The 25,253-nt window shown below is 65.6% G+C and carries 22 protein-coding genes; 8 read left to right on the top strand and 14 right to left on the bottom strand.

Features of this window, described 5'->3' with window-relative positions:
• Positions 1–16 precede the first annotated feature (16 nt).
• The 5 genes from XI09_RS39460 (at position 17) to XI09_RS39440 (ending at position 6,584) form a co-directional block, all read left to right on the top strand.
• Positions 17–805 (top strand): DUF1217 domain-containing protein, encoded by a 789-nt coding sequence (locus XI09_RS39460; protein ID WP_271571730.1) that lies wholly within the window; start codon positions 17–19, stop codon positions 803–805.
• A 3-nt stretch (positions 806–808) separates the two neighbouring features.
• Positions 809–1,537 (top strand): flagellar basal-body rod protein FlgF, encoded by a 729-nt coding sequence (gene flgF / locus XI09_RS39455; RefSeq protein ID WP_135175753.1) that lies wholly within the window; start codon positions 809–811, stop codon positions 1,535–1,537.
• A 36-nt stretch (positions 1,538–1,573) separates the two neighbouring features.
• Positions 1,574–2,899 carry a flagellar protein export ATPase FliI gene (fliI, locus tag XI09_RS39450; RefSeq protein ID WP_271571729.1) on the top strand — a complete coding sequence of 442 codons (1,326 nt, stop codon included), beginning with the start codon at positions 1,574–1,576 and terminating at the stop codon, positions 2,897–2,899.
• A gap of 846 nt (positions 2,900–3,745) precedes the next feature.
• Positions 3,746–4,393: a MarR family winged helix-turn-helix transcriptional regulator gene (locus XI09_RS39445; RefSeq protein ID WP_271571728.1), complete on the top strand. Its 648-nt coding sequence runs from the start codon at positions 3,746–3,748 to the stop codon at positions 4,391–4,393.
• Between the two features lie 1,126 nt (positions 4,394–5,519).
• Complete coding sequence (locus tag XI09_RS39440) at positions 5,520–6,584, top strand: ketopantoate reductase family protein (RefSeq protein WP_271571727.1); 1,065 nt, start codon at positions 5,520–5,522, stop codon at positions 6,582–6,584.
• Positions 6,585–6,661: 77 nt separating this feature from the next.
• On the opposite strand, the gene XI09_RS39435 is transcribed toward XI09_RS39440, so the two are convergent.
• Positions 6,662–7,207, bottom strand: coding sequence for a LysE family translocator (locus XI09_RS39435; RefSeq protein ID WP_271571726.1), 546 nt, complete (start codon positions 7,205–7,207; stop codon positions 6,662–6,664).
• A 310-nt stretch (positions 7,208–7,517) separates the two neighbouring features.
• On the opposite strand from XI09_RS39435, the gene XI09_RS39430 reads away from it, so the two are divergent.
• Positions 7,518–9,032 carry an ATP-binding protein gene (locus XI09_RS39430; RefSeq protein WP_271571725.1) on the top strand — a complete coding sequence of 505 codons (1,515 nt, stop codon included), beginning with the start codon at positions 7,518–7,520 and terminating at the stop codon, positions 9,030–9,032.
• A gap of 3 nt (positions 9,033–9,035) precedes the next feature.
• Here XI09_RS39430 and XI09_RS39425 read toward each other — a convergent pair whose 3' ends face one another.
• The 9 genes from XI09_RS39425 to XI09_RS39385 form a co-directional block, all read right to left on the bottom strand.
• Positions 9,036–9,776 carry an ABC transporter ATP-binding protein gene (locus XI09_RS39425; protein ID WP_271571724.1) on the bottom strand — a complete coding sequence of 247 codons (741 nt, stop codon included), beginning with the start codon at positions 9,774–9,776 and terminating at the stop codon, positions 9,036–9,038.
• Positions 9,773–10,618 (bottom strand): ABC transporter ATP-binding protein, encoded by an 846-nt coding sequence (locus XI09_RS39420; protein WP_271571723.1) that lies wholly within the window; start codon positions 10,616–10,618, stop codon positions 9,773–9,775. Before XI09_RS39420 ends, XI09_RS39425 begins: the two co-directional genes overlap by 4 nt.
• A complete protein-coding gene (locus tag XI09_RS39415; protein WP_271571722.1) occupies positions 10,618–12,441 on the bottom strand; it encodes an ABC transporter permease in 1,824 nt (607 codons plus the stop codon). Before XI09_RS39415 ends, XI09_RS39420 begins: the two co-directional genes overlap by 1 nt.
• 53 nt (positions 12,442–12,494) lie before the next feature.
• A complete protein-coding gene (locus XI09_RS39410) occupies positions 12,495–13,652 on the bottom strand; it encodes an ABC transporter substrate-binding protein (RefSeq protein WP_271571721.1) in 1,158 nt (385 codons plus the stop codon).
• A 61-nt stretch (positions 13,653–13,713) separates the two neighbouring features.
• Positions 13,714–14,298: an alkylhydroperoxidase domain protein gene (locus XI09_RS39405; RefSeq protein ID WP_135175761.1), complete on the bottom strand. Its 585-nt coding sequence runs from the start codon at positions 14,296–14,298 to the stop codon at positions 13,714–13,716.
• Between the two features lie 13 nt (positions 14,299–14,311).
• Positions 14,312–14,938 carry a CMD domain protein gene (locus XI09_RS39400; RefSeq protein WP_271571902.1) on the bottom strand — a complete coding sequence of 209 codons (627 nt, stop codon included), beginning with the start codon at positions 14,936–14,938 and terminating at the stop codon, positions 14,312–14,314.
• A gap of 86 nt (positions 14,939–15,024) precedes the next feature.
• Positions 15,025–16,062 carry a putative FMN-dependent luciferase-like monooxygenase gene (locus tag XI09_RS39395; protein WP_271571720.1) on the bottom strand — a complete coding sequence of 346 codons (1,038 nt, stop codon included), beginning with the start codon at positions 16,060–16,062 and terminating at the stop codon, positions 15,025–15,027.
• A 126-nt stretch (positions 16,063–16,188) separates the two neighbouring features.
• Positions 16,189–16,971, bottom strand: coding sequence for a MetQ/NlpA family ABC transporter substrate-binding protein (locus XI09_RS39390; protein ID WP_271571719.1), 783 nt, complete (start codon positions 16,969–16,971; stop codon positions 16,189–16,191).
• Between the two features lie 228 nt (positions 16,972–17,199).
• Positions 17,200–18,657, bottom strand: a complete 1,458-nt coding sequence (locus XI09_RS39385; protein WP_271571718.1) for an MATE family efflux transporter — start codon at positions 18,655–18,657, stop codon at positions 17,200–17,202.
• A gap of 143 nt (positions 18,658–18,800) precedes the next feature.
• Here XI09_RS39385 and XI09_RS39380 point away from each other — a divergent pair, with 143 nt between their 5' ends.
• Entirely contained in the window at positions 18,801–19,379 is a 579-nt protein-coding gene (locus XI09_RS39380) for a TetR family transcriptional regulator (RefSeq protein ID WP_271571717.1), read from the top strand.
• Positions 19,380–19,593: 214 nt separating this feature from the next.
• Here XI09_RS39380 and XI09_RS39375 read toward each other — a convergent pair whose 3' ends face one another.
• Positions 19,594–20,781 (bottom strand): CaiB/BaiF CoA transferase family protein, encoded by a 1,188-nt coding sequence (locus XI09_RS39375; RefSeq protein WP_271571716.1) that lies wholly within the window; start codon positions 20,779–20,781, stop codon positions 19,594–19,596.
• Positions 20,782–20,945: 164 nt separating this feature from the next.
• Here XI09_RS39375 and XI09_RS39370 point away from each other — a divergent pair, with 164 nt between their 5' ends.
• Entirely contained in the window at positions 20,946–21,833 is an 888-nt protein-coding gene (locus tag XI09_RS39370) for a VOC family protein (protein ID WP_271571715.1), read from the top strand.
• 35 nt (positions 21,834–21,868) lie between these two features.
• Here XI09_RS39370 and XI09_RS39365 read toward each other — a convergent pair whose 3' ends face one another.
• From XI09_RS39365 to XI09_RS39355, 3 genes are all read right to left on the bottom strand, one after another.
• Positions 21,869–22,945: a HoxN/HupN/NixA family nickel/cobalt transporter gene (locus XI09_RS39365; RefSeq protein ID WP_271571714.1), complete on the bottom strand. Its 1,077-nt coding sequence runs from the start codon at positions 22,943–22,945 to the stop codon at positions 21,869–21,871.
• Between the two features lie 1,346 nt (positions 22,946–24,291).
• On the bottom strand, positions 24,292–25,065 hold the full coding sequence (locus XI09_RS39360) for an outer membrane protein (protein WP_271571713.1): 774 nt from the start codon (positions 25,063–25,065) through the stop codon (positions 24,292–24,294).
• A partial coding sequence (locus XI09_RS39355) for a hypothetical protein (protein ID WP_271571712.1) occupies positions 25,062–25,253 on the bottom strand: 192 nt, incomplete at its 5' end. The genes XI09_RS39355 and XI09_RS39360, both read right to left, overlap by 4 nt.

The raw sequence follows: 25,253 nt of genomic DNA, 5'->3' as shown, positions 1-25,253 counted from the left end.
CAAAGGGGCGCGGGTCATGCTATCCACCATCGCGGACTACACCAGATTGACCCAGGACCTGGGCAAGTCGATGACGCAGGTCGCGAAGCAGCCGGATGTCAGCCGCGAGACCGATTACTTCCTCAGCCATATCGGCAACGTGAAGACGATCGACGACTTCCTGAAGGACTATCGCCTCTACACCTATGCCATGAAGGCCTATGGCCTCAGCGACATGGCCTACGCCAAGGCATTCATGCGCAAGGTTCTGACCGAGGGGGTCACGGACAAGGACGCCTTCGCCAACAAGCTCACCGACACCCGTTACCGGGAATTCGCCACCGCCTTCAATTTCGCCGCCCTCGGCGCCAACGCGACCTCGACCACCGCAGCCACGACCGGCACGGCCACCCAATACGTCACGCAGACGATGGAGCAGAAGGCCGGCGACCAGAACGAGGGCCTGCGGCTGGCGCTCTATTTCACCCGCAAGGCATCCACGATCACGAATGCCTACCAGATCCTCGCCGACAAGGCGCTGACCCAGGTGGTCCAGACCGCGATGGGCTGGTCGTCGACGATCAGCTCGTCCGACATCGACGCCCAGGCCAAGATGATCACGGACAAGATCGACCTCACCGATTTCCACGACCCGACCAAGGTCACCAAATTCGTGCAGCGCTTCGCGTCAATGTGGGATGCGACCCAGGCCCAGAGCGACAACGCGACCAACCCCGCGCTGGTCCTGATCGGCGGCGCGGCGACGTCGGCCAGCCTGGATACCGACATGCTCACGACACTTCAGAACATCAAGTTCAACAGGTAAGTCATGCAGTCCGCTCTCTATGTGGGATTGTCGGCGCAGGTCGCCCTCGAAAAGCGCCTCCAGACGATCGCCAACAACGTCGCCAACGTCAACACGGCGGCGTTCCGCACCGACGTCGTGAAGTTCGAGACCGTGCTGTCCAAGGCCGGCGCGACCCCGGTCGCCTTCTCCTCGCCCGGCGACAACATCATCTCGCGCGAGACCGGCAGCATCACCGAGAGCGGCAATCCGCTCGACGTCGCCGTGGTCGGACAGGGCTGGCTCGCCTTCGCCGGCCCGAACGGCACCGTCTATACGCGTGACGGCCGCCTCCAGATCGCCGCCAACGGCGACCTTCAGACGGTGGCCGGCTTCCCCGTCATCGATGCCGGCGGCGCGCAGATCACGCTCGACCCGAACGGCGGGCCGGTCTCGATCGCACGCAGCGGCGCGATCACCCAGGACAACAACGAGATCGGCACCATCGGCCTGTTCAACATTCCCGCCGATGCCAATCTCGAGCGCTACGGCAATTCGGGCGTCACGCCCGATCGGCCCGCGACCGCCATCGCCGATTTCTCCCGCGACGGCTTCAAGCAAGGCTATGTCGAGGGTTCCGGCGCCAATCCGATGATGGAATTGACGAAGCTGATGGCGGCCTCGCGCGCCTTCGACGGCACCAATTCGATGATCGAGGGCACCGAGAGCTCGCTCCAGAACGCAATCCGGACGCTGGGCGAGCCCGGCAAGTAGAGTGCGCCTCGCGCGCAATGAGGGTGGACGGTTTCCTTGAATGCTCTTCGGCAACTCGAGTGGGCTCTGCTGGAGCTTCAGCAGAGCACTCCCCTGGCAAGCGTCAGCGGCGCGATCTCCGAGATCGCGCCGACGCATTTCCGTGTCTCCGGCCTGTCGCGCTTCGTCAGGCTCGGTGAACTCATCGGCGTCAACTCCGGCGGCAAGCCGCAGATCGGCGAGGTGGTGCGGATCGACAGCGAGGGCATCATCGCCAAGCCGTTCGACCGGCAATTTGCCGGTGGCCTCGGCTCCGTCGCCTACCGGATGCCGCCACTGTCTTTCGCGCCCGATCCGAGCTGGAAGGGCCGCGTCATCAACGCGCTCGGCGCCCCGCTGGACGGACAGGGCCCGCTGACGCCGGGATCGCGCGCCGTCTCGGCGGAGGCCGAGGCGCCCTCGGCCATGAAGCGCGCGCGCGTCCACAAGCCGCTGCGCACCGGCGTGCGCGTCATCGACCTGTTCGCCCCGATCTGCGCCGGCCAGCGTGTCGGCATCTTTGCCGGCTCCGGCGTCGGCAAATCGACGTTGCTGGCGATGCTCGCCCGCAGCCAGGGCTTCGACACCGTCGTGCTGGCGCTCGTCGGCGAACGCGGCCGCGAGGTGCGCGAATTCATCGAGGACGTGCTGGGCGCCAACCGCAATCGTGCGGTCACCATCGTATCGACGGGCGACGAAAGCCCGATGATGCGGCGCCTGGCGCCGAAGACGGCCATGGCGGTCGCCGAATATTTCCGCGATCGGGGCGAATCGGTCCTGCTGGTGGTCGATTCGATCACCCGTTTCGCCCACGCCGCCCGTGAGGTCGCGCTCGCCGCCGGCGAGCCCGCGGTCGCGCGCGGCTACGCGCCGACGGTCTTCACCGACCTGCCGCGCCTTCTGGAGCGCGCCGGCCCCGGCGAGGAGGGATCCGGAACCATCACCGGGATCTTCTCCGTGCTGGTCGACGGTGACGATCACAACGAGCCGATCGCCGACACCATCCGCAGCACACTCGACGGGCACATCGTGCTCTCCAGGCACATCGCCGACCAGGCGCGCTATCCGGCCGTGGACGTTCTGGCCTCGGTCTCCCGCCTCGCCCACAACGTCTGGGACCCCGAAGAGCGCGAATTGGTGAGCAAGCTGCGCACCATGATCGCCAAATACGAGGACACGCGCGATCTTCGCCTGATGGGCGGATACCAGTCGGGACGTGATTCGGGCCTCGACCAGGCGATCGACCTGGTTCCGAGGATCTACAGCGCCATGCGGCAAGACGCATCGGCTCAGCCGAGCGCCGATCCGTTCCGCGAGCTGAGGGACATGCTCAAGGGCGACTAGCAGGTGAGGCGGCGCACGAGGCGCCCACGATCTCGCCCTGCTCATTATTTCAACAGTCGATCCGCGCTTGCAGTCACGCTGCCGGCGCATGCACACCCATCGCCGCCGCCGTGATCTGTCGTGAGCGCATCAACCGTTCGGATGGATCATCGGGCGGCCGCGACTGAGGGATGACTCCGCGACCGTGACCGCAACAACCGCCGCGTGTAATCCCTGCAAGTTCCCTCGGCGATTCTCCGGACTCATCGCACAAGTTGTGGATGACTCATCAACGCATATCACCCTTGTCATGCACAGGCTTCGATCAACTTGCATCAACGACGGACAACAACATGCCCTGCAATTAAACCGTCGTATAGTTGCGGGCATGCTGCTCACGGGACAACGTATTGCGTTCACTATCATGTGTCCCTAAGAGCGAGATTGTCTTGAACGTTACATTCACCAGCAACGACATCCAGTCTCCGAGAGTGTCTCTACTTGATTTTGTTGATAAGCTCATTCATCGTTTCGGTGGAATATCAAGAAACGTCTTCTTGTGACTTGTACTCAGGGGCTTCGGTTGAACAATTCCGGTCCATCGTCCGTTCGTGACGGCAACTCGGGCTCCCGTGCGACGACGACGCGATTGGCATGCCATCGGCGACGCGGCCTCCCGCTCCGGACGACGCGACGCACGCCGGTCCAGGTCGGGCGCGTTGCAGTCCGTGCCTTCGCGCAGGAATCGGCCACGACCTGCTCATCGGACATCTCCGGAGGTCTGACGTCTTCCGAAGCATTCGCGAACCACGGCGCAAGGCGGCTTCGGGACGCCGCAAACGAAGTTCCGGGGACGAGGTAAAATCCATGCCATTGGCACGAGAAGCCGTCGAGCTGCTGGTCCAGGCGGCGAGGGCTTGGTATTTCGAAGGCAATCAGCATGGATTGCGCGATCGGGAATGGATGGCGCTGCGCTTTCTCGATCGCGCCAACAGGTTTTCGCGCACACCGTCCGCGCTCGCCGGCTTCATCGGCGCCACCAGGGCGACTGCATCGCAGATCGTGAAGACGCTGGAGAGCAAGTCCTTCCTGGTGCGAAAGCCCTCGCACGAGGACAAGCGTTCCGTGGTGCTCCAAGTCACCGCGCAGGGCGAGAAGTGCCTGAGCCAGCACGACCCGATCAACCACGTGTTGAATGCGGTCACGGCGCTCGGAACCGACGAGTGCATCAGGCTGCGCGACTCGCTGCGGGAGATCCTCAATCACCTCGACGCAGCTCACCAACGGCTCGACGCCAGCATCTGCCGGGACTGCATGTTTCTCGCCGAACGCAGCCCTGGCATCGGTCCGGCCGCCGGGAAGGGACGCGCAACCGCCGAATTCATGTGCCGGCTGTATCGCGCCCCCGTCACGCTCGAGGAGACCGAGCTGCTCTGCACCAGTTTCGAGCGCACCCGCGACCGCCCGAAGATCGAGGAGCATCTCGACCGCGCGCGCGTGGCGAGCCAGGGGTGAGGCGAACGCCCGCAGCCTGAGCGCAACGTCCGCACGGATCGCGCGGCCAAAGCTTGCGGAAGATTTCGCGGCGCTCGCGATGACGGCACCATCAGCTCCGTCATCCTGAGGTGCGCGCTTTGCGGCGCAACCGCGCCGCAGAGCAAGCCTCGAAGGGCGACGGTGAGAGATAAGCGCCCGTAGTTTCCACATCGTCATTGCGAGCCAACGGGGGTCCGCGCAAAGCGCGGCCGCGTTGGCTCGCAATGACGGAGCAAGGTGAACCGTCGTCATCTTCTGGCACGCTTCTCAACTCGCAGACACACCTTCACAGCCTCGCGGCGGATTTCGCCCGAGCTTTGCTTCATCGCTCCACCCTCTTTAACCAAGAGGGCGCAGGGAAGGCCGGGTGCCGGCTGGCACCCACGGTCCGCTGTGCGCGTGTAGCGCATGAAAAGATGCACAGCGGCATACAGGTGCAGCCAAAACACTCGGCCTTCCCTGCGCAGTGGTTGGACGGCTTATGCCGTGCTCTCCCGGGAGCCGAGTTCCTTCTGGCCTCCCTCACCCCGCGAATTGGCGATGCCGTCCGCCCGGTTGGGCTCGCGTGCACCTCCGCGAAAGGCTTGACCGTAGCAACGACGGCCAGGACCACACGGTTTTGCCGTACGCGCATTCGCTGACCGCCACAGGGTTCTCCGGCCTTGTCGACGTAGCCGGAAAAATGCTGGCGAGACGAACTTTCAGCGCCGCTCATCCGCACGCGGTTTCGGGCTCACAGGGACTACCCGCCCTGCCCGCACCATGTCGTGCCGACGCTGCCGCGTCCACCGCAACCCGGCTCGCGAACGTGACGACACAAGATCGCCCCTCGAGGTGAGCCGGGATGGGCGACACATACGACAAATCCGAATTTCGGTAAAGTGGAATATTTTTGCGCGCGTGGGTTGACAGGCCGCGCGGGTGTTTTGCCCGTCGGGCTACGAGGCTTCGACGCGTCGCTCCGGATCATAGAGGGAATGTGTGGTCGCCTTGTATGCATTATCCCAGTTGCCATCGCCGGGCACTTCGCTTTACATGCCGCCAACTCGCCCTCGGATGACGGCCGAGGCTCAAAAATCCGCAAAAATTGTCAAAGGGACGAAGCATGGCGCGCAATATTCTGATTCTTGGGGCTTCCTACGGCTCCCTGCTGGGCACGAAGCTGCTGATGGCGGGGCACAATGTCACCCTGGTCTGCCGCGCCAAGACCGCTGAGCTGATCAACCGTGACGGTACCGAGGTGCGCATCAAGTTGCGCGACGAGGCGGTGCACCGGGCAATCTTCTCGCGCGACCTGCCCGGCAAGCTCGACGCGGTGACGCCGGCCGATGTCGACGTCTCCCGTTACGACATGGTCGGCCTTGCGATGCAGGAGCCGCAATACACCAACCACACGGTGCGCGTGCTCATGGTCAAGATCGCCGCGGCGAAGCTGCCGTGCCTGTCGATCATGAACATGCCGCCGCTGCCCTATCTGAAGCGGATTCCGGCGCTCGCAGGCATGGATCTCGAGGAGGCCTACACCAATGCGCAGGTGTGGGAGCGGTTCGAGCCGGGGCTGGTGACGCTGTGCTCGCCCGACCCGCAGGCCTTCCGCCCGCCGGAGGAAGCCGCGAACGTGCTTCATGTCGGCCTGCCCACCAACTTCAAGGCGTCGGTCTTCGCCGACGACAAGCACAACAAGGTGCTGCGCGAGCTCGAAGCCGACATCGACGCGGTGACGCTCGACGGCCTCGACGTGCCGGTGAAGCTGAAAGTGTTCTCGTCCCTGTTCGTGCCGCTGGCGAAATGGTCGATGCTGCTGACCGGCAACTATCGCTGCATCACGCCGCACGAGCCGCAGTCGATCCGCGACGCCGTGCACGGCGATCTCAAGCGCTCGCAGACGATCTACGATCATGTCGACGCGATCGCCCGCCGCCTCGGCGCCGATCCGCAGGACCAGGTGCCGTTCGCGAAATACGCCAGGGCGGCCGAAAGCCTGCTCAAGCCGTCGTCGGCCGCGCGCGCGGTGGCCAGCGGCGCGCCCTTCATCGAGCGCGTCGACCTGCTGGTGAAGCTGATCTCGCATCAGCTCGGCGTGCCCAACCCCGAGATCGACCGCACGGTCGAGACCGTGGACCAGAAGCTGAACGAGAAGATCGTGCAGGGCGGATCGGGCGCGCAGTAGCGGCGCGCCGCTTCTGTCGCGATCGCGCGGCCTCGGCGCTTACGCGCTCAGGAATGATTGAAGCCAGATCAGGCCGGTCACGGCGACGAGCGTGACCGCGCCGGTCCGCGTGATGATCTCGGGGTGGCCGAGACGACGGGCGCCGCGGCCGAGCGTTGCGCCGAACGCAATCCACGCAGCTCCCGCGGTGACGATCTGAAGCGCGATCGTTCCGAGCCAGGGCAGGAGCTCGAACAGCCGGCCTGAAGCGGCAGGAGCAGGAAGGCGAACACCATCGCCTTCGGATTCAGCAGCGTGGTGATCAGCACCTGGCGGAACGTCACCACGGCGCCGCCGCGCAGCTCGCGCGCGTTGACGCGCCAGAGCATGACGGCAAGGCCCAGGATGTAGACACTGACCGCCACGCGAAGCACGACGGCAGCAACCGGAATGCCGCTCACGACGGGACCGAGCGCCAGCCGCAGCAGCGCGATCGCCGCGAGATAGCCGAACAGCTCGGCTGCGAGCAGATGGAGCGACCGCGAGATCCCGATCCCCGCCCCCGACGTCGCGAGCAAGGTGTTGGTCGGTCCCGGCATGGCGAGGAGGAAGCAGGTCGCCGTGAAGAAGGTCAGGAAGTTCATGCACCCAGCTAACAGGTCTCGGGGTCACGGACCTTGATCTGTGTCATTCCACGCGGGGGGGCCGCGGGATCGCCTCAGTTCTGACCGCGGCGAACGCTGCCTTGGCCGCATGGAAACGACGCATGTCCAGTCCATGCCGCAGCAACGACGCACCGCAATCCCGGCAACGGATGACCGCGGCCGGAACGGTTCCCGGTCACGCCTGAACTCCGCCGTGGGCAACAGAGCATGATTCGCGCTGCGGCGCTCGACGCGCCGCGGCCGGGTTGATAAGCCCCTGTCCGCGAATGATGGGGACTTGAGTCGGGACATGACGGTTGCGATCGAGATGGGGCAGACCACGGCGGGCGCCGCGGCGGCCATGGACCTCGAGGAACTGCTGGCGACCCGCCTCCTGGTGCAGGGCAATTCGGGCTCCGGCAAGTCGCATCTGCTGCGGCGGCTGCTGGAGCAGAGCGCGCCCTGGGTGCAGCAGGCCATCATCGACCCCGAGGGCGATTTCGTCACGCTGGCCGAGCGCTTCGGCCATCTCGTGATCGAGGCCGAGGATCACACCGAGCGCGGCCTTCAGGTCGCCGGTGAGCGAGCGCGGCTGCATCGCGTTTCCACCGTGCTCAATCTCGAAGGCCTCGACGCCGAGAACCAGATGCGGCGCGCCGCCGCGTTCCTCGGCGGCCTGTTCGACGTCGATCGCGACCATTGGTATCCGATGCTGGTGGTGGTGGACGAGGCGCAGCTGTTCGCGCCGGCAGTCGCCGGCGAGGTGTCGGACGAGGCGCGAAAACTGTCGCTGGGCGCCATGACCAATCTGATGTGCCGCGGCCGCAAGCGCGGGCTCGCCGGCATCATCGCGACCCAGCGGCTGGCAAAGCTCGCCAAGAACGTCGCGGCGGAAGCCTCCAACTTCCTGATGGGCCGGACCTTCCTCGACATCGACATGGCGCGCGCCGCCGACCTGCTCGGCATGGAGCGGCGGCAGGCGGAAGCCTTTCGCGATCTCGAGCGTGGACAGTTCATGGCGCTGGGACCTGCGCTGTCGCGGCGTCCGCTGCGCCTGAACATCGGCCCGACCGATACCCACGCGCGCAACTCCACGCCGCGGCTGATGCCGATGCCGGACTCCGCGCTCGAGGATATGCGCGCCGTGATCCTGGCCGCGCCGCCGCCCGACGCCAGCCGGCCGCAGCGCCGCCCCGCGCCGGATCTGCTCGAACAGCTCCGCGCCGCGAAAGCGGCCGCCACGCCGGAGATCCGGCCTGAAGTGGTCGAGGTTCAGGTCAGCGCCGAGGAGCTCGCGGAGCGGCGCGAACGCGTGGACCGGACCCTGCGTGCCGTGCTCGCCGAGCCCGATGCCGGCTTCCGCGCCGTCGGCGTGCTCTATCAGGAGTTTGTGGTCCGCTGCCGCATCGAGGGCCTCGGCGCGGCGGTGCCTGACCTCAACGAATTCCGCCGCATGCTGACGCGCGCGCGCGCCGGGCTTGGCGCCGAGCATGCCGAGGACGACGCCTGGCAGGACGTGTCGCTGCGCGCCTCGATCCTGCCCGACGACATGCAGGGCGTGTTCATGATGATCGCGCGTGCCGCGAAGGAAGGCTGGCCCTGCCCGGGCGATGCCGCGATCGCCCGCGCCTATGGCTCGCATTCGCTGCGTCGCGCGCAGCGCCTGCTCAGCTACATGGAGGAGCAGGGTCTCATCGTCTGCCAGCTCGACGGCGGCGGACGCAGGATCGTGACGCTGGTGGAGCTGGCCTGGGCGACCGCGCCCGGCGATCCCAACGGCGACGATCTGCCGGCGGAGCCGGCGCAGAGCGCGGCTTCGGCCTGATCGCTAGGCCGCCTCGGCACCACCGAGATAGGCGTCGCGCACCCGCGGATCGTCCTTCAGCGCCCGCGCGGGACCGGAGAGCACGATCTTGCCGGTCTGGAGCACATAGGCCTCGTGCGCGATCTCGAGCGCAAGGCTGGCGTTCTGCTCGACCATGAACACGGACACGCCCTCCTGGTTGATGGTGCGGATCAGCTCCAGCACGCGATCGACATAGAGCGGCGACAGGCCCATGGTCGGCTCGTCCATCACGATCATCCTGGGACGGCTCATCAGCGCGCGCGCCATCGCCACCATCTGCTGCTCGCCGCCGGACAAGGAGCCTGCGCGCTGCGACAGCCGCTGGCCGAGCTTCGGAAACAGCGTCAGCATCTTGTCGAGATCCTGTGCCACCGCATCGCGGTCGTTGCGCACGAAGGCGCCCATCAGGATGTTCTCGCGGACGGTCATGTCCGCAAACAACCGCCGCGCCTCCGGCACCGAGCCGATGCCGCGGCGGACGATCTGCGGCGTGGTCAGCCCGATCAGCGAGGCGCCGTCGAACGTCACGTCACCGGAACGCGGTTTGACGAGGCCGAGGATGATCTTCATCGTCGTGGACTTGCCGCTGGCATTGCCGCCGAGCAGGCAGACGATGTGGCCGCGCGCGACCTTGATCGACAGATCGAAATGCACCTGCGCCTGGCCGTAGAAGGTGTTGACGTTGGTCAAAGCGAGCAGCGGCTCGGGTACGTTGGTCGTCATGCCGCGCTCTCCTGCTCAGCCGTCCCCAGGCCGTGACCGAGATAGGCCTCGATCACCTTGGGATCCTTGCGCACCTCTTCGCCCGGCCCTTCCGCGATCTTCTTGCCCTCGTCCATGACGATGACGCGGTCGGAGAGGCGCATCACCATCTCCAGCTTGTGCTCGATCAACAGGATCGTCAGCCCTTCCGCCTTCAGCTCGGCGACGAGGGCCTGCATCTCCGCGGTCTCGGTCGGGTTCATGCCGGCGGTCGGCTCGTCGAGCAGCAACAGGCGCGGCTTCAAGGCGAGCGCACGCGCGATCTCGACGCGGCGGCGGTTGGCATAGGAGAGACTGTAGGCCGGCTGGTCGATCCGCGGCAGCAGCCGCTCGCCGAAGCGGGCGAGGATGGCTTTCACTTCCTCGCGCAGCCGCTCTTCCTCGGCCTTGACGCTGGCGGGACGCAGCAGCGCCAGGCCCAATTCGAGCAGCGGGCCGATCACCGGCACCGCGGGCTTCACCGCACGCAGCCGCGTGTGCGCGCCGATCAGGACGTTGTCCATGACGCTGAGATTGCCGAAGACGCGGCCGAGCTGGAAGGTACGCGCAATGCCTTCGGCCGCCAGCCGTTCCGGCGAGAGGCCGGTGATGTCCTGCCCTTCGAAGCGGACCACGCCGGCGTCGGGCCGGTCGAGCCCGGTCACGAGGTTGAACAACGTCGTCTTGCCGGCGCCGTTCGGGCCGATGATGCTGACGAGCGCGCCCCTGGCGAGGTCGAGATCGATGGCGTCGACCGCGGTGAGGCCGCCGAAGCGCCGCGTCAGCCCGCGCAGCGACAGCATGGATGCGTGCTGCTCTGCCATCACATCGTCCCCAGCAGGCCCTGCGGCCTGAACCGCACCAGCAGCAGCAGCACGATGCCGTAGATCAGGATGCGGTACTCCGCCGCGATCCGGAACAGTTCGGGCAGACCGACCAGCGCCACCGATCCGACGATGGCGCCGACGACGTTCCCCAAGCCACCGAGGATGACGACGGTCAGCGCCAGGATGGATTGCTGCGTGTTGAAGGTCTCGTGGTTGATGTAGGAATAGAGATGCGCGGCGATGCCGCCGCTGACGCCGGCGGCAAACCCGCCGAAGATGAAGGCCAGCGACTTGTAGCGGTTCAGGCTGAGGCCATAGGCGCGCGCGGCGATGTCGTCATCGCGAATGGCGCGGAAGCTGCGGCCGAGATGCGAGCCGAGCAGGCGCGCCTGGAGCAGCGCCAGCACGATCATGACCGCGAGGCTGAACCAGTAGATCGACGTCGGACTGATCAGGTCGTAGCCGAACATCGACAGCGGCGGGATGCCGGAGATGCCGATCGGGCCGCGCGTGACGCTCTCCCAGTTCAGGATCACCAGCGACACGATCTCGCCGATGGCGAGCGTCGCGATCGACACATAGTGCCCGCGCAGGCGGAACGACGGCGAGATCAATGCGGTGCCGAGCGCGGCGCTCATCAGGCCGCCGCCGATGATGGCGAGGCCGACCGGGACGGCGAAGCTCAGCGACAGCAGTGCCGACGTATAGGCGCCGATCGCCAGCAGCGCCGCGTGTCCGAGCGAGACCTGGCCGATCGTGCCTGCAACGAGCGTGAGGCTGAGCGCGAGCATGCCGAGCAGCCAGGCGTTGATCAGGGTCTGGAGCACGTAGAAGGACACCGGGAACAGCGGCAGGATCGCAAAGGCAGCGGCCGCGACCAGCAGCGCCCAGCCTGGAATGCGCACCGGCCGGCTCGGCGCGATGAAGGTGCCCGTGAGCGGCTCGGGTGGTGCCTGGCGCGCGCTGGCGAACAGGCCGTTCGGCCGCAACACCAGCACGACGACGAGCAGCAGGAACGCGAACAGGTTGCGATAGCTGGTGCCGAACACGGCGACGCCGTAGCTCTCCACCAGTCCCAGCAGCAGGCTGCCGATCACCGCGCCCGGCACGTTGCCAGCGCCGCCGACGACTTCGGCGACGACGCCCTTGAGCGTCGCCTGAAGGCTCATCGCGGTGTCGATCTGGTTGTAGTACATGCCGACCAGCATGCCGGAGACGCCGCCAAGCGCAGCGGCAATGCCGAACACCGCCTGATTGACGCGGTTGACGTCGACGCCCATCTGCATCGCCGCGTCGCGGTCCTGCGCGGTGGCGCGCACCGCCCAGCCGAGCTTGCTGTAGCGCAGGAACACGAACAGCAGCAGCGCGCTGGTGATGCCGACGCCGGCGATGAGCAGATCGAGCGGCCCGATCGTGCCGCCACCGATCTGGAAGCGGACGTCCGGCAACTGGCTCGGCAGCGCGCGCGGATTCGGCGAGAAGGTCAGCATCACCAGCTGATCGAGCACGAAGCTGATGCCGATGGTCGCGAGCAACGGCGCGATGCGCACCGAGTTCTGGAGCGGACGCAGGCCGAACCGCTCGATGATCAGCCCGACCAGCGCGGCCGCCACCGCGACCACGATGATGGTGAGCGGCAGCGGCGTATGCAGCTGCACCACCGCCACCCAGCCGATATAGGCGCCGACCAGATAGATCGATCCTTGCGCAAAGTTAATCAGCCGGCTGACGCCGAAGATCAGCGCGAGCCCGACCGCAACGAGGGCGTACACATTACCGACGATCAGCCCGTTGATCGTGTAGTCGAGCCAGGAAGACACGCAGCGTTCCTAATGAATGGAGAAGGGCCGGAGCGACCACTCCGGCCATCATGTCAGGTCGGCTTGCCGTCCCAAAGCGCGAACTGCCCCTTGCGCACGACCAGCTCGGCATTCATGGCGCCCTTGACGCGGCGGCTCTCGACGTCGAACGTCGCGGTCCCGAAGATCACGCTCGAGACATCCTTCACTTTCGCGAAGGCGTCGCGGATGGTGCGGCGATCGGTGCCGCCGATCTTCACGACCGCGGCTGCCATGTGCATCGCGTCATAGGAATAGGCGTTGAAGGCGTCGGGCTCCTGCCCGTTGTACTTGGCCTTGAAGCCTGTGATGAACTTCTTCACCTCGGGCCGTGGATCCTGGGGGAAATAGCGCGTGCCGAGATGGACGTCCTCGACCGCCTCGCCGCCGAGCTCCAGGAATTTCGGCGAGTAGACCGAGCTTGCCGCGCAGATCGTCTGCTTGAGGCCAACCTGACGCGCCTGGCGCGCGATCAACGCACCGTCGGAATAATAGGAAATCAGGATCAGCCCGTCCGGATTGGCATCGCGCACGCGCACCAGCGTGGAGCGGAAGTCGCGCTCCTCCGCGATATAGCCCTCGGTCACCGCGATTTCGGCCCCATACTCCTTCGCCGCCTTGACGAAATAGTCGCGGCTGGTGCGGCCCCAATCGGTGTTGAGGTGGAGTATCGCGAGCTTCTTGAGACCGAGGCGCTTGACGGCATAGGCCGCCAGCAGCGGCTGCTCGTCGGCCTGGCTGACGGACGTGCTCCACATGAAGTCACCGCCCTTGGTGAAATCGGGATGCGAATTGGTGAAGCCGAACTGCACGAGGCCGCCGCGCTGATAGATCGGGGATGCCGCCATCGAGGCGGGGCTGGAGAAATCGCCGAGCTCCATGACGATCCGGGGATCGGAGACGAACTTCTGGGCAATGGCCACCGACTGGCGCGGATCGCTCTGGCTGTCCTCGAATTGATAGGCGAGCTTGCGGCCGTTGATGCCGCCGGCCGCCTGGATCTCGTCAAGCGCGAGATCAAAGCCCTGCTTCCACTGCGTGCCATATTGTGCGTTCGGCCCGGTCAGGGGGCCGCTGACGCCGAGCAGGATCGGTTCGGACGACTGCGCAAACGCGCTGCGCGAGAAGGCCGCTCCCGCCATCATGGCGGCGAGCGAGCCCTTGACCAGGGTACGGCGATCGATGTTGCTCATCTACGGCTCCATCCACTCAGGTGTTGAAAACAAGTGGCAATTCTTGTGCCAGTGAAGCTGCTTATTTCGAGGGCTCGCCGAGCGACAGCATTAGCCGGTTCGCCCAGTTGAAGAACGAGGCGCCGTTGATGACGTCGACGATCTCGGCATCGTCGAGACCGGCGCGGCGCAGCTCCTCGACATTGTCGGGCCCGAACGCGATCGGCGTCGCGGCCAGCGCCACCGACGCCTTGACCACGGCATTCCAGCGCTCGCCGAGATCGGCCTTGACGCCTTCGTCGAGCAGCCGCTGCACGTCGTCGCGGCGCTTGGAATAGGTGCTGGCAAATCGCGCATGCACGGAAGCACAATAGATGCAGCCGTTATAGCGCGAGGTCGCGGCGGCGGCGAGCTCGCGCTCGGCGCGCGGCAGGCCGTCTGCGACGTTGTAGAAGATGTCCTTGTCGGTCTTGGTGCGGGCTTCCAGCACCTCGGGATCGCGCACCAGCAGGCGGAAATATTCCGACTTGGCGCGGGCGCGATCGACGAGGCCGGCGAAGTGCCGCTCGGTCAACTCCGCCTCGGGCAACGGGTCGATCCACGACACCCAGCCGAGCTCGTCCTGGGTGAAGACGACGGGCGGATTGACGGTGTTTGCAGCGCTCATGATTGCGATCTCCTTACGCGCCAGCCGCGGCGTTTGCAGTGCGCCCAAGCGAGGCGCCGAGCACGCGGAGGCCTGTGACGACGCGCACCTGGAACGACAGGAACGCAACGAGCTGGGAGAAGGTGACGATGCCGGTAGTCGACCAGCCGGCGGCGAGCAGCGCCTTCATGTCGGCGGACGCGGCATCGCGCGGCCGGAACACCAGCAGATGCGCATGCTCGAGCGCCGCAACGAGCCGAGGACCGAGGCCGGGCTTGCGCTCTGCGCTGACGCGGTAGATCAGACCGGCCTTGTTCTCCGCCGATAACGGTCCGGCCGGAAAGGCGCCGTACGGGCCCGAGGTTTCGCCCCGCGCGATTTCGGCCTCGATCGCCTCAATCAGGCGCGCGCCTTCGGCGGTCGCGGCGAGCTTCGCCCGATAGAAGGCCGCAACAGTGGGTTCGCGGTGAAGACCGATCACGAACAGCGCGACCGCGGCGCGCTCGACGAGCGAACAATCGCTGGCGTCGATCGGCTCGAATAGCGAGAGATAGCTCTTCTGCGCATTCTCGCGCGCCTGCACGCGCTTGCCGCGGATGCCGTCCAGGGTCGACCCCGGTTCGATCCCGGCGAGCATGTCGATGATATCCTTCGTAGCCATCATTCAGCCTCGTACAACGCGATCATGTTCATTCCGACTATTGTTTGAGCGTGCGCTAACGCGGCCCTTCGGGTCCGGATCATGCTTTAAACCGCCAGCGCCACGTTGGCCGCCGCCGTCCGGGCCCAGCCCAGCGCCGGCGCGACCTTGTCCGCGACCAGCTCGATCGAGCGCAGGATATAGGGGTGCGGGGCATCGACCGAATGCGCCTGAAAGACCAGATCGGTCACCCGCTCCAGCGTCGCGTCGGCACGCAGCGAGGCGATGACCGCTTCGGCGGCGCCGACATGGGTGTCGAACGCGGTGATCATCTCCTCCAGCGTCTCGCCCGGGGGAAGGTGGCCGCCCTTCATGAATTGCGGCAACGCGCGCCGCAATCCAATGTCGGCAAGGCGCATCGCCTCACGATGGTCGTCGGCAACGAAGACGCTGCGCGAGGCCATGATGCGCGGCTCGCATCCCGGCGGCAGCGCTTCGAGATAGGCGTCGATGATCGGGTTCTGGATCTCGGCCAGCGTTGCGCGCGGCGCCTCCTTGGCCCGCGGCTGCGTGCGCGAGAGCAGGAGGCCGTCGCCCGCCTTGCCAGCGCGGGCGCCGCCGGCGACCGAGAATGTCGCCTGCCAGATCCGGCCGTCCAATTGGGGCCGCAGCGGATAGAGCGTATCGCCGCCGGTGAGCGGCTTGCCGGCGAGCGCGGTGCGGACGACCTCGAGATTGCGCGCAAAGATCTCGTTGCGCTGGGCGCCGTCGAGACCGAAGGCGGCAAAGGCCGACGGATTGCCGCCGGTGCCGACGCCGAGCTCGAACCGGCCGTCGCAGAGCAGGTCGAGCACCGCGGCGTCCTCCGCCACCCTCACCGCGTTCTCCAGCGGCAGGGTGACGATGCCGGTGCCGAGGCGAATGCGCGAGGTCTGCGCGGCGACGTAACCCAGGAAGGTGAAGGGCGACGGCAGGCCGCCCTCGCGCTCGTGAAAATGGTGCTGCGCGATCCACGCGGAATCGAGCCCGGCCTTCTCGGCGCGCACGATCTGCTCGGCCGCGAAGCGATAGCGGTCCGCCGGCGGCGCCTCGTCGAGAAGCCGCGTGAAGAAGCCCAGTCTTTTCAGATTTGCGAACCGTTTCATGCCAACCGCGCCCAACATTGCAACAGCCCGCATGATGTCCGCTGCCGCAGCGCGAGGCAAGCAGCCGCCGCGCAGGGCTGCCACCCCGGAGCCATCCATTCCTGCCGAAGATACGACGCCGGCTGCCTACCAGCTGGGCAGCACTGCCCCCTTGAACTTGGTCAGGACGAACTCCTTCACCTCAGGCGTGTGATAGCTGTCCACCAGCACCTTGACCCAGGGCTTGTCCTTGTCGGCGGTGCGAACCGCGATCAGGTTGACATAGGGTCCCTTCGGATCCTCGCGCAGGATCGGATCCTTGACCGGATCGAGGCCCGCCTGGGTTGCATAGTTGGTGTTGATCGCGGCTGCGTCGACATCGTCGAGCGCGCGCGGGGCCTGCGCGGCGTCGACCTCGATGAACTTCAGCTTCTTGGGATTCTCGGTGATGTCGAGCACCGTGGGCTTGAAGCCCGTGCCATCCTTCAGCTTGATCACGCCCTTGTCGCGCAGGAGCAGCAGCACGCGGCCGCCATTGGTCGGATCGTTCGGGATCGAGACCTTGCCGCCCTCCGGAATATCGGCGAAGGCCTTGTGCTTCTTCGAATAGACGCCGATCGGGAAGTTCACGGTCAGGCCGACGGCCTCGATCTTGTAGCCGCGGTCGGCTTTCTGGTTGTCCAGATACGGCTGGTTCTGGAACGAATTGGCCTGGATCTCGCCGGCATCGAGCGCGGCGTTCGGCACGACATAATCGGAGAACTCGAGCAGCTGGATATCGAGCCCCTGCCTGGCGGCGATCGGCGTCACCGCCTCGAGGATCTGCGCGTGCGGCCCCGGTGTCACGCCGATCTTGATGGTCTCGGCGCTAGCTGCGGCCGACCATGCGGCGAGCACGGTCGAGAGGATCAGGGCGGAACGAAACGACATCTTGGTCTCCGTAGGTCTGCGACAATGATTGGAGCCGTATTCGCTTCTCCGTAGGACGAAATCAATGAAATGGAAATCCATATTGGCAGCCTGGGCGGGCGAGCCTTTCTCCATTCGGCACCAAACAGGAAACGAATTCGCGACGCCCGACGGCGCTACAGTTGCTGATCAACGCGCGACTGCTGTCGGTGCTGGCGGTTGGCGTTGCCAGCATCAGGCGAGGCAGGCCTATTCGGACCGCCAGGTCGACGGCGACAGCATGACCAGGGCACAGATCGCGGCATAAGCGGCGAGCGCCACAGCGACCATGGTGGCGAGCCCCGCCATGCCCGCGCCAAAGCTTGCCACCGCGATCCAGCCGCCGCCGGCGGCGATCAGGATCCGCGCGATCGAGGAGGCGAGCGGTCCCATGGCGCGCCCGGTGCCTTGGGCCGCGAAGGACGCGACGAAGCCGAAGCCGAGCGCGGCATAGGCCGGCGCCACGATGCGCAAATAGGTCATGCCTTCGCTCACCACCTCGGCATCGTGGCTGAAGAGATTGAGCCAGGCGGTCGGGAAGATCGCGACCAGCAGGCCGATCGTCCCGGTCATGACCATGCCGACGATGCCGCTGATCCAGCCGATCCGGCGCGCCCGCGCGGTCTGGCCCGCGCCCATGTTGACGCCGACCATGGTCAGGGTCGCCGTGCTGATGCCGAACAGCAGCGGGATCATGATGTAGTCGAGCCGCGAGGCGATGCCGTAGCCGGCGAGCGCCGAGGTGCCGAACAAGCCGACCGCGCCGGTGACGAGGATGACGGTGAGGTTGGTCAGCACCGCATTGAAGGCGGTTGGGATGCCGACCTTCAGCATGTCGCCGAAGATTTTTGGGCGCAGCGGCACGATGTGCAGCGTCAGGCCGGTCGCACCCGAGGCCATGTAGCGCAGCAGGAACAGCATGGCCGCGCCATAATAGAGGCCGAAGGCGACGCCGGCGCCGCCGATGCCGAGCCGCGGGATCGGCCCGAGGCCGAAGATCAGCGCCGGCGAGACCGGAATGGTCACGATCGCGCCGACCAGCGTCACCAGCGCGGGTACCTTGACATTGCCCGAACCACGCAGTGCCGCTGCCTGGAGATTGACGATCCACGCCGGAATGGCACCCGCGAACAGATAGTTGGAATAGGTGGTGGCCGCAGCGAGCGCATCGCCCTGGCCGCCGAGGGTACGGTAGAGCCACGGGCCGCCGAGGATCACGCCGAGCGTGAACACGCCGCCGGCGAGGATGGCGAGCACGACGGCATGAAACAGCGCCGCCTCGGCGTCATCACGGCGCCCCGCCCCGACCGCGCGCGCCACCGAGGACGCAACGCCGCTGCCGAACCCGCCGTTCGACATCATGGTCATCAGCATGAAGATCGGGAACACCAGCGCGGCACCCGCCAGCGCATCGGTGCCGAGGAACCCGACATAATAGGCCTCCGCAATGTTCACCGCGGTCTGCGCCACCAGCACGGTCACGGTCGGCGCGGCGAGCTTGAGCAGCGTGGGGAGGATCGGCGCGGTCAGCAGCGCCGCTCGCCTCTGCTCAGCCGCGCTTGGGGCAACGACGACGCTTGGCGCAACCGCCTGGCGAAGCGGAGCCGCGGCATGGGCCACGACTTGCGCGCCGGACAGGCCCGGGGCGGCGGCATCCTCGACTGACATGAATATCATCCTCGCGTGCCTGCCGGACCGCCGCCGATTGGCTGCCCATTGCATTACGATCATAATGTATTATTATGATCATAATTCAATAGCCCGCTCCTCACGATTTCGTTGGCCGGGGTGGGCATCCCAAGGAGGCGCGATTGGCGCGGTACGACAAGGGACACCGGGATGCGACACGGCAGCACATCGTCGACGTCGCCTCGGCGCAGTTTCGCGAGAGCGGCATCGCCGCCGTGGGTCTCGCCGGCATCATGTCCGAGGCCGGCCTGACCAACGGCGCCTTCTACACACATTTTGAATCCAAGGAGGATCTGGTGCGCGCGGTGCTGCTGGATGCGCTGGAGCGGCGCGAGCAGCGGCACAAGGACAATCTCGAAAACGGCATCGCGCTGGAGACCACGATCCGCGACTACCTCTCCCCGCGTCACCGCGACCACGCAGCGACCGGTTGCCCGACCGCGGCGCTCGCGTCCGAGATCGCGCGGCATCCCAAGGCGACGCGCGATGCCTTCACCGGAAAGATGTCCGACATCATCATGCTGATGGCGGCGCAGATGCCGGATAGTTCGGCTGCGGAGCGTCGGCGACGGGCGATTTCGGTCTATGCGACCATGGTCGGCGCGCTGCAATTGTCACGGGCCGTGAGCGACAGGCAATTGTCGGAGGAGATTCTGGAGAATGCGGTGAAGGCCGCGCTCACGCTCGCGAATGGGCAGTGATGCATTCGAGATCTTCAGCGATCCAACTGTGGCCATTTGTCGGCCGCCGCAATGAATCTCTTGACGGAGCAACACTACGAAACTTGATGCGTTTGCCCCGGCCGGGTTAGCGTTGCTTGCGGCCTTACAACTTCCCCAAGTTCGTTTAGCTCGCACTGGATCGCCGCCTGGATGTTTCAGGCGGCGGTCCAGTACTGCCGCCGAGCGACATCGGCTAGATGATGCCACCTTGCCGAAGTGCATCGATCGCGGCTGCGTCATAGCCGAGCTCCGCGAGGACACGATCGGTATGCTCGCCAAGCGTCGGCGGACGGCTCGCGATGTCACCCGGCGTTTCCGACAGCCGCACGGCGGCTCGCGCCACCGGCGCGGGTTTCGGCAAGCCGGGGTAATCGACGTCCTGCATGAAGCCTGCGGCGCGAATGTGCGGATGATCCAGCGCCTGTTGCGGGCTGAGCACGGGCCCGGTCGGAATCATGGCCTTGCCCAGCGTGTCGACGGCCTCCTGCGTGGTGCGCTCGGCGCACCAGCGCGCCATCCGCTCGCTGATGACGGGGCCGTTGTTGCCGCGGCTGATGTCGTCGGCAAAGCGCGGATCGTTCAGCCACTGGTCCTCCTCGCCCATCAGCTTCGCCCAGCGCTTGAACAACGGATGACCGGTGACCTGGCACAGCACCCAGCCGTCGCTGGTGCGGTAGATGTCGGCCGGCGCTGCGGTCTGGCCGAGATTGCCCGATGGAACGCGGTTGACGTTGATGACGGCCTGTTCGATCAGCGTGGCATTGGTGAAGGACAGAGCGGTGGCCAGCAGCGCGCCCTCGACGATCTGCCCGCGCCCGGATTTCGCACGTTCCATCAGCGCGGCGAGCGTCCCGAACGCGCAGTGCAGCGCGGTTCCGAAATCGACCCAGTTGACCGCGGCGCGGTAGGGCGGATCGCCGGCGCCGGTCATGTACACCGAACCCGACATGACCTGGCCGACACCGTCGAAGCCGACGCGGTCGGACCAGGGCCCCGGCCCGCCGAATGCGGTTGCCGTCGTCAGGATGATGTCGGGCTTGATCGCCCTGAGCGAGTCGTAATCGAGCTTCATCGCGCGCAGCGTCTGCGGCGGCAGGTTGGCGACGACCACGTCCGCCGTCGCAACCAGGCGGCGCATCACCTCCTGCCCCTTCGGCTTCATCGGATCGAGCGTGATGCACTTCTTGTTGCGGTTGATCTGGAGGAACAGCGCGCCTTCGCCGCCCTCGCCGACCGGCGCCACGAAGCGATCCTCGCTGCCGTCGCGCTTTTCAACGCGAATGACCTCGGCGCCGAACTCGGCCAGCAAGGTCGCGCAATAGGGCCCTGCGATATAGCGTCCGAAATCGAGGACGCGCACGCCTTCCAGAACTCCCCCCATCGACCCTTTCCTTGATGTCTTCCCGCCAGATTACAGGGACTGGTTGCCGGGGCAAGGTGGCTGACAGCATGCCTCTCTCTCAGCAGATGTGATCGCCCGACGGTTCAACTGGCTGATGTTCTGCTCTACTATGGCTCGTCCGTCCCACACCCAGAGCCGCAGCCATGCCGCAACAATTCGATCGATCCGCTGAAGATCTCGGCAACGCGATCCATTTCGAGCACGTCAACATCCAGGTCCCGGATCAGCGCCTGGCGACGTTATTCTACGTCACGGGACTTGGGCTCACCCGCGATCCCTATCTGATGGTGTCCGACACCAACATGTGGATCAACGTCGGGCGGAGCCAGTTTCACCTGCCGAGCGGCAGGCCACAGGTGCTGCGCGGGCATACCAGCCTCGTCATCGAGGGACGCGAGGCGCTGCTGGCGCGATTGGCATCGGTCGCCAGGAAGCTCGAGGGCACGGCGTTCACGTTCGCCGAGCACAATGACCATGTCGAGGCCGTTTGTCCGTGGGGCAACCGCATGCGCGTCCATGAACCGGACGCTACGCGCTTCGGGCGCATCACGCTCGGCATCCCCTATGTCGAATTCGAGGTGCCGGTCGGAACGGCGCCGGCGATTTGCGCCTTCTATCCTGGCATCATGGGCATGCCCGCCGAGTTGCGGAATGGCGACGGCACGGTTGCGGCGGTGAAGACGGGCCGCGATCAGCATCTGCTGTTTCGCGAGACCGATCGGCCGCAACCCGACTATGACGGGCATCATGTGCAGATGTACATCACCGACTTCTCCGGCCCGTACCGCAAGCTGCTCGCACGCGACCTGATCTCCCGCGAGGACAATCAATACCAGTACCGGTTCTGCGACATCGTCGATCTCGACAACGGCAAGAAGCTGTTCACTGTCGAGCACGAGGTGCGCAGCGCGACCCATCCGATGTTCATGCGGCCGATGGTCAATCGCAATCCTGCCGTCACCAACCGGAATTACGCCTTCGACCATGATCAAACGTCCTGGGCAATGGGACCGGACCATTACGACGGATAGGATGCCGCAAATTCGGCGAACGCAGCGTCGTGCGTCTAGACCACCTCGGTCGCATCGACGCTGCGGAGCACATCCGGCGTGCGCCGCCGGCCGCCGGCAGACATGCGGCGATAGGTCACGACCGAGATCAGCCAGGCGAGCGCGAACAGCGCGATCACGGCGAAGCCGAAATTGGCCAGCGAGTCGTTGACGGCCTCGACCAGCGCCCACACGCCGCCGGACAGGCCGAGCCGGTCGCTGATGAGCCCCAGCGCCTCGATGCCGCCGATGAACAGCGCGACCGCGACCGAGGCGCCGGTGATCGTGAGGTTGTACCAGAGCTTGCGATAGGGATCGACGAACGCCCAGCGATAGGCGCTCACCATCAGCGCGGAATCGGCGGTGTCGACCAGCGCCATGCCGGCGGCGAACAAAGCGGGGAACACCAGCACATGCGCGAGCGAGACGCCGCGCGCGGCTTCGGTAGCGGAAATGCCGAGCAGGCCGATCTCGGTCGCGGTGTCGAAGCCGAGCCCGAACAGCAGGCCGAGCGGGTACATGTGCCAGGGCTTTGCGACCAGGCGGAACATCGGACCGAGCAAGCGCGTCAGCAATCCGCGATGAGCGAGCAGCGCATCGAGCTGCGCGGCGTCGTGGACGCCCTGCTCGCGCACTTCGCGCAAAGTTCGCCACAGACCGGCGAAGATGGCGAGATTGATCGCCGCAATCACGAGCAGGAACAGCGCCGACACCGAGGTGCCGATCAGGGAGCCGATCTCCTTGAGCAGGCTGTCGCCGCCGAGGCTGACGACGCCGAGCGCGAGCAGCGTGGTGGCGACCACAACGACGGTGGAATGGCCGAGCGCGAAATAGAGGCCGACGCTTCGCGGCGTATCGCCCGCCTGCATCAGCTTGCGCACGACGTTGTCGATCGCGGCGATGTGGTCGGCATCGACGGCATGGCGCAGGCCGAACACCCAGGCGAGCAGCGCGGTCGCCATCACCGCGGGCCGGTCGGCAAACAGCGTGAAAGCCCAGGCCCATGCGGCGACGTTGGCGGCGATCAGCCCGCCGAACAGGACGATCGAACCGGGCTCGAACGCTTGCCTCGCGACGTGACCTGACCGATCCATGCCCCCTCCAAGTATGACGTTTGTATCAATCCATCATACTCTCCAGCAAGAGCCGGGCCACGTTCGGGGGAGGCAGCCGGCCGCCCGGTCGGCGCTGGTGAAGGCACTGGTTTTGTGGAGGTTTCGTATCGGGAGCGCTGGCGCAGAACACGCATCTTGTGGAAATCAACTATCCACGATCGGCAACACGCGGTCACCACGAAACGGAGCAAACGCCGCAAATACGTGAGACCGACTCAGACCCAGGAGTCCATCCGCCGGCGAACTGCACCACTGCACCAACGGTGCGGTGGGCGATAGTCTGCCGCTCATCGGCGGAACTTGGCCGGACCGTCCATTTCCCGGATCCCGAACTCGAACATTATGTTCCTCTCGTGGTTTGCTGACGGCGTGAAGTCCCTGTCGGCTCCTTTCCCGTCCATCAGATGCTACTCTGCGGACGGATGTCGCACGATGGATGGCTTGCGCAACTGGATCGCGTCCGACCAGCCACTCGCTTTCCTGTTTCGACGGTCCGCAAGCGGCGCGGAGCATCGACCTGTCAAACAGCGGACACGCCTTTCCGTTCTCGCGGCGCAATTCGCCCGAGCTTTGCTTCATGTCTCCACCCTCTTGAACCAAGAGGGCGCAGGGAAGGCCGGGTGCTGACCTAGCACCCGCGGTCCGCTGCGCGAAAGGCACACGCAGGAAGAACCGCACAGCAGCATACAGGTGTAGCCAATCACTCGGCCTTCCCTGCGCAGTGGTTGGACGGCTTATGCCGTGCTCTCCCGGGAGCCGAGTTCGTTCTGGCCTCCCTCGCCTTCCCGGAATTCACCGGCACCGCGCCGGTTGACGCGACTGCCGCCTCCGCAAGAGCTTGACCGTAGCAACGACGGCCAGGACCACACGGTTTTGCCGTACGCACGGCTCGCCATTTCGCCGCGGTTTTTCCAGCCCTGTCGACGGAGCCGGAAACTTACAGGCGAGACGAACCTGACAGCGCCGCTCATCCAGCACGAAGTTTTGGGCTCACGGAGAGCAATCCGCCCTGCCCTTAACCTCTCGCGCCCGACGCTGCCGCGTCCACCGCAAGCCCGGCTCGCGAAACGTGACGACACAAGATCGCCCCTCAAGGATGAGCCAGGATGGGCGAGACATACGACATTTCCCGAATTTCGGTAAAGTGGAATATTTTTGTGGGAAGGGGTTGACGGGGTGGCGGGTGCGGCCGTCTGTCGTCGTATGGCGATAGGAAAAGCGCGTCGGAATTCGGTTCGAGTGAGGGGCCGCCCGCGAGAATATGGCGGGCGGCTTTGTCATTAGCCCCAGTGCGCTGGTTCTGCTCGCCGGCCAGTTTCCGACAATCAGTATTTCGCAGCGATTGGGCCACCGAAGCGGTAGTTCACGCGAACGACGCCGATGTCGACGTCCTGACCGATCCGGGCGGATCCGGCAAAAGCGCCCGGCGCAAGGCCAATAACCCCAGTGCCGTAGAAGTTCACATCACGATCGCCCAGGAACAGATGGTCGTATTCCACGCCGACCGACCAGTTCGAGGCGAAGCCAAATTCGAGGCCGGCCCCCACTCCACCGCCCCAGCGGGTTTCGTTTCCGTCGACGATGGTCAGCCCGGTCGGAATATCGAACACTCGGTACTTGTCGTTGACGACCGCGGCACCGCCCTTCACGTAGAGCAGCACGTTATTCCACGCATAGCCAACCTGCCCCGTGAACAGACCGAACGCATCGATCTTGGTTTCATCTTGAACGCCCGCGATGGCGATGTTGGTGTTAGATCCCTTGAAATCGGCCCAGTTGCCCTGTGCCTCCACACCGAACACCCAGTTCGCCGACTGCCAGCGGTAACCGATCTGACCGCCGGCCGTGCCGCCGGTCGTATCGTGGCACCCCATGGCAACGGCCGGAACGACGGGAACGCCCCCGGCATTGACCTCATCCCAGCACTTGTGGGCGGAACCGGCGCCGCCATTGATGCCGATGTAGAAGCCGCTCCAGTCATAGATCGGAGCGATCATCGACGGCGGCGCCTTGGCATAGGGCCGCGCCGCCAGATCAGCGGCAAATGCGGGAGCCGCAAGGGCAATAAAGGCAGCGGCGGCGAGCGAGATTTTCTTCATTTTTGATCCGCTTTCGAATCAAGTGCAGCGCCCCCAGTTTGCAACCTAACATTTTCCGCCGAAGATTGTGTCGCGCGAGCGCCACACCGCGGGAGAAACTCAAGCTCGTAGCAACCATTAAGAACGATGTGATCGCCCTCCTGGTCTAGCGTGACACCGTGCTCACGGCCGTCAAGGATGGCCTGGCG

Source organism: Bradyrhizobium sp. CCBAU 11386 (assembly GCF_028128955.1).
Classification (GTDB): Bacteria; Pseudomonadota; Alphaproteobacteria; order Rhizobiales; family Xanthobacteraceae; genus Bradyrhizobium.
This window is presented reverse-complemented; position numbering and strand designations above follow the sequence as displayed.

Coding starts and splice junctions, on each gene's coding strand:
- XI09_RS39460 (WP_271571730.1), top strand. CDS start 17: ATGCTATCCACCATCGCGGACTACACCAGATTGACCCAGGACCTGGGC.
- XI09_RS39425 (WP_271571724.1), bottom strand. CDS start 9,776: ATGACGACCAACGTACCCGAGCCGCTGCTCGCTTTGACCAACGTCAAC.
- XI09_RS39405 (WP_135175761.1), bottom strand. CDS start 14,298: ATGAGCGCTGCAAACACCGTCAATCCGCCCGTCGTCTTCACCCAGGAC.
- flgF (WP_135175753.1), top strand. CDS start 809: ATGCAGTCCGCTCTCTATGTGGGATTGTCGGCGCAGGTCGCCCTCGAA.
- XI09_RS39400 (WP_271571902.1), bottom strand. CDS start 14,938: ATGGCTACGAAGGATATCATCGACATGCTCGCCGGGATCGAACCGGGG.
- XI09_RS39365 (WP_271571714.1), bottom strand. CDS start 22,945: ATGGATCGGTCAGGTCACGTCGCGAGGCAAGCGTTCGAGCCCGGTTCG.
- XI09_RS39390 (WP_271571719.1), bottom strand. CDS start 16,971: ATGTCGTTTCGTTCCGCCCTGATCCTCTCGACCGTGCTCGCCGCATGG.
- XI09_RS39370 (WP_271571715.1), top strand. CDS start 20,946: ATGCCGCAACAATTCGATCGATCCGCTGAAGATCTCGGCAACGCGATC.
- XI09_RS39435 (WP_271571726.1), bottom strand. CDS start 7,207: ATGAACTTCCTGACCTTCTTCACGGCGACCTGCTTCCTCCTCGCCATG.
- XI09_RS39440 (WP_271571727.1), top strand. CDS start 5,520: ATGGCGCGCAATATTCTGATTCTTGGGGCTTCCTACGGCTCCCTGCTG.
- XI09_RS39385 (WP_271571718.1), bottom strand. CDS start 18,657: ATGTCAGTCGAGGATGCCGCCGCCCCGGGCCTGTCCGGCGCGCAAGTC.
- XI09_RS39420 (WP_271571723.1), bottom strand. CDS start 10,618: ATGGCAGAGCAGCACGCATCCATGCTGTCGCTGCGCGGGCTGACGCGG.
- XI09_RS39395 (WP_271571720.1), bottom strand. CDS start 16,062: ATGAAACGGTTCGCAAATCTGAAAAGACTGGGCTTCTTCACGCGGCTT.
- XI09_RS39375 (WP_271571716.1), bottom strand. CDS start 20,781: ATGGGGGGAGTTCTGGAAGGCGTGCGCGTCCTCGATTTCGGACGCTAT.
- XI09_RS39445 (WP_271571728.1), top strand. CDS start 3,746: ATGCCATTGGCACGAGAAGCCGTCGAGCTGCTGGTCCAGGCGGCGAGG.
- XI09_RS39430 (WP_271571725.1), top strand. CDS start 7,518: ATGACGGTTGCGATCGAGATGGGGCAGACCACGGCGGGCGCCGCGGCG.
- XI09_RS39360 (WP_271571713.1), bottom strand. CDS start 25,065: ATGAAGAAAATCTCGCTCGCCGCCGCTGCCTTTATTGCCCTTGCGGCT.
- XI09_RS39410 (WP_271571721.1), bottom strand. CDS start 13,652: ATGAGCAACATCGATCGCCGTACCCTGGTCAAGGGCTCGCTCGCCGCC.